The organism is Streptomyces sp. NPDC036815 (assembly GCF_055609205.1).
Genome location: NZ_JBVJPW010000049.1, coordinates 1 through 2,925 on the forward strand (window position 1 = coordinate 1; position 2,925 = coordinate 2,925).

The 2,925-nt window shown below is 73.3% G+C and carries 2 protein-coding genes; both read right to left on the reverse strand.

Going from position 1 to position 2,925, the window contains the following annotated elements; all coding sequences use genetic code 11:
* Positions 1–206: 206 nt before the first annotated feature.
* Positions 207–2,153: an anthranilate synthase family protein gene (locus ACZ69I_RS38965; protein WP_467682987.1), complete on the reverse strand. Its 1,947-nt coding sequence runs from the start codon at positions 2,151–2,153 to the stop codon at positions 207–209.
* Positions 2,150–2,773 (reverse strand): isochorismatase family protein, encoded by a 624-nt coding sequence (locus tag ACZ69I_RS38970; RefSeq protein ID WP_467682988.1) that lies wholly within the window; start codon positions 2,771–2,773, stop codon positions 2,150–2,152. Before ACZ69I_RS38970 ends, ACZ69I_RS38965 begins: the two co-directional genes overlap by 4 nt.
* Between the last annotated feature and the right edge of the window lie 152 nt (positions 2,774–2,925).

A 2,925-nucleotide genomic window follows, 5' to 3' on the forward strand; every position in this document is an offset into this window, starting at 1 on the left:
CCAGGGTGCCCGTCAGGGTCTCCGAACGCCGCGGCGTGCTCGCGCCGCCCGCGGGCGCGGTCCGGGTCCCGTTCGGCTGGGCCAGGTCAGACATGGTGGTGAGTCCTTCGGTCGCAGGCCGCCGGGGGCGTACGGGCGGCAAAGGGGGGGCCGGGCCGGCGCTCGGGGGAGGGCGCCGGCCCGGTGTTCACAGGGGCGGGGCCGGTTCAGGCCGGGTCGGGGGTACGGGCCGGGGCGAGCAGCGAGGCCAGGACGGTGCCCACGATGCGGGGGCCCTCGCGGGTCAGGACCGATTCCGGGTGGAACTGCAGGGAGGCGAAGCCCGCTGCGCGCAGGGCGTGCACCTCTCCGGTGGCCGGGTCCCGGCTGACCTGGACGCGCCGGCCCTCGGGCAGGCCGGGCACGCCGCGGGGGCTGAACTCCTCGTCGTGGCTGAGGAGGGCGAAGGTGTTGTAGTAGCCGACGTGTTCGGGGGCGCCGAACAGGTCGATCTCCTTTTGCACGCCCTGGTTGGGGATGTCCCTGCGGCGCAGCGGCAGGCCGAGCTGGAGGCCCAGGACCTGGTGGCTGAGGCACACCGCCAAGAACGGCCGCTGTTCGCGCAGCAGGGTGGCGACGGCGGTGTGCAGGTGGCGCATCTTGGGGTGGGCCACCTCCTGGGGGTCGCCGGGGCCCGGTCCCATGACGACGAGGTCGTGGCCCTCGAAGGTGTAGTCCTCGTCGTAGCGGCGCAGGGTGACCTCCAGGCCCAGGGAGCGCAGCTGCTGGTCGATCATCGAGGTGAAGGTGTCCTCGGCGTCCACCACCAGGACCCGGCGGCCGGCCAGTTCGGGCCGGGCGGCGGTGCGCTGCTGGGTGTCGGAGAGCCAGAAGCCGGCGATGGAGTCGTTGCGCCGTTCCAGGGCGCGGCGGACCCGGGGGTGGTCGGCGAAGCGTTCGGTGGTGTCGCCGTTGAGGGCGGCGACCAGGCCGGCGGCCTTGGCGCGGGTCTCGGCGGCCTCGGAGGCGGGGTCGGAGTGGCGCACGATGGTGGCGCCGACGCCAATGGCGATGCGGCCCTGGTGGGTGATGTCCGCGGTGCGGATGAGGATCGCGGAGTCCATCGCCCGCTCGCCGTGCTCGTCGCGGCCGATCAGGGCGGCGGCGCCGCTGTAGTAGCCGCGGCCGCCAGGTTCGTACTGGTGGATGATCCGGCAGGCGCTCTCCAGGGGGCTGCCGGTGACGGTGGGGGCGAACATCGTCTCGCGCAGGATGTCGCGCACGTCGCGGTCGGTGCGGCCCTCGATGAAGTACTCGGTGTGGGCGACGCGGGCCATTTCCTTGAGGTAGGGGCCCACCACCTGGCCGCCGGTGTCGCAGATGCGGGCCATCATCTTCAGTTCCTCGTCGAGCACCATGTACAGCTCGTCGGTCTCCTTGCGGTCGTCGAGGAACTGCAGGACGCCTTCGAGGGTGGAGCCGGCGGGCGGGTAGCGGTAGGTGCCGCTGATGGGGTTCATCACGGCGGTGCCGCGCTGCAGGCTGACGTGGCGTTCGGGGGAGGCGCCGACCAGGATGCGGCTGCCGGTGTGGATGAGGAAGGTCCAGTGGGCGCCGGACTCGCGCTCGAGCAGGCGGCGGAAGAGGGCCGGGGCACTGGCGGGGCCGTAGTCGGTGATGTCGGCGACGAAGGTGCGCTTGATGACGAAGTTGGCGCCCTCCCCGGTGCCGATCATCTCCTTGGCGATGCGGCGCACGACGTCCTCGTAGGCGGCGTCGTCGACGTCGAAGTCGCCGCCGGCCAGCGGGGTGGGCACGTCGGGGATGCGGGCCAGCGCGTCGGCCAGGGGCAGCTGCTGCTGGCCGGTGACGGTCATCGCCACCAGCGGGGTGCCGTCGTCGGCGCAGGCGAAGCCCCGTTCGGCCAGCTGCCGGTAGGGCATGACGACCAGGACCTCGTGGCGGGCGCCGGTGCCCGGGGCGGGCGGTGGGGGCAGCGGGATGTCGGCGAGGGTGGCCGGCAGGGACACCGCGCCGGTCAGGACCTCCACCGCGTCCGGCCCGGTGGTGGTGGGCCGGTGCAGCAGGGCGAAGGCCGGCGCCTGGCCGGTCAGGGCCTGGTGCAGGAGGTCGCCCGCCGGGTGGGGGGCGGGGGTGGGCGGTGTCTGTGTCATGTGAACAGCCCCTTGACGGTGGTGACCCGGGCGCAGCGCTCGGCGGCGTAGGTGAGGGCCGAGCGGTGGTAGTCCTGGGAGAAGTCGGCCGTGGCGTCGGCGACGAAGAACGGCTGGATGTCGTGGGTGAAGGCGTCGACGGCGGTGGCCAGCACTCCCACGTGGGCGTAGACGCCGCACAGGATGAGCTGGTCGCGGCCCGCGGCGCGCATCCGCTCCAGCAGGTCGGTCTTGAAGAAGGCGCTGTAGCGCCACTTGGTGAGCAGCCAGTCCTGCTCGGTGGGGGCGAGGGCGTCGACGACCTGGCGGTCCTCGGGGGCGGGGCGCATGCCCGGGCCCCAGAAGTCCTTGAGCAGGCCGCGCTGTTCGTCGCTCATGCCGCCCGGCTGGGCGGTGTAGGCGACCGGGATGCCCTGGTCGGCGCAGCGGTCGCGCAGCTGGGCCGCGTTGTCGACGAGGTCCTGGCGCAGGCTGGCGGGGAAGGGCTTGAGGAAGTACCGCTGCATGTCATGGACAAGGAGGACCGCCCGGTCGGCGTCGGCGGTCCAGGACACGGCGGCCGCGGGCAGGTCGCCCTCGGCGGGCAGGGGGTACGGGCTGATGGGGGGTATGCCGGTCATGGTTCCAGTCCTCGGCTTGGTGCGTGGCTGCGGATGGCGCAGGCGGATGAGGGGGCCTCAGGCGGGCCAGGCGGAGACGGTGGTCAGGGCCTGGGTGGGGTTGAGGCGGGGGTCGCAGCAGGAGGTGTAGCGCTCGCCCACGGTGTCCAGGT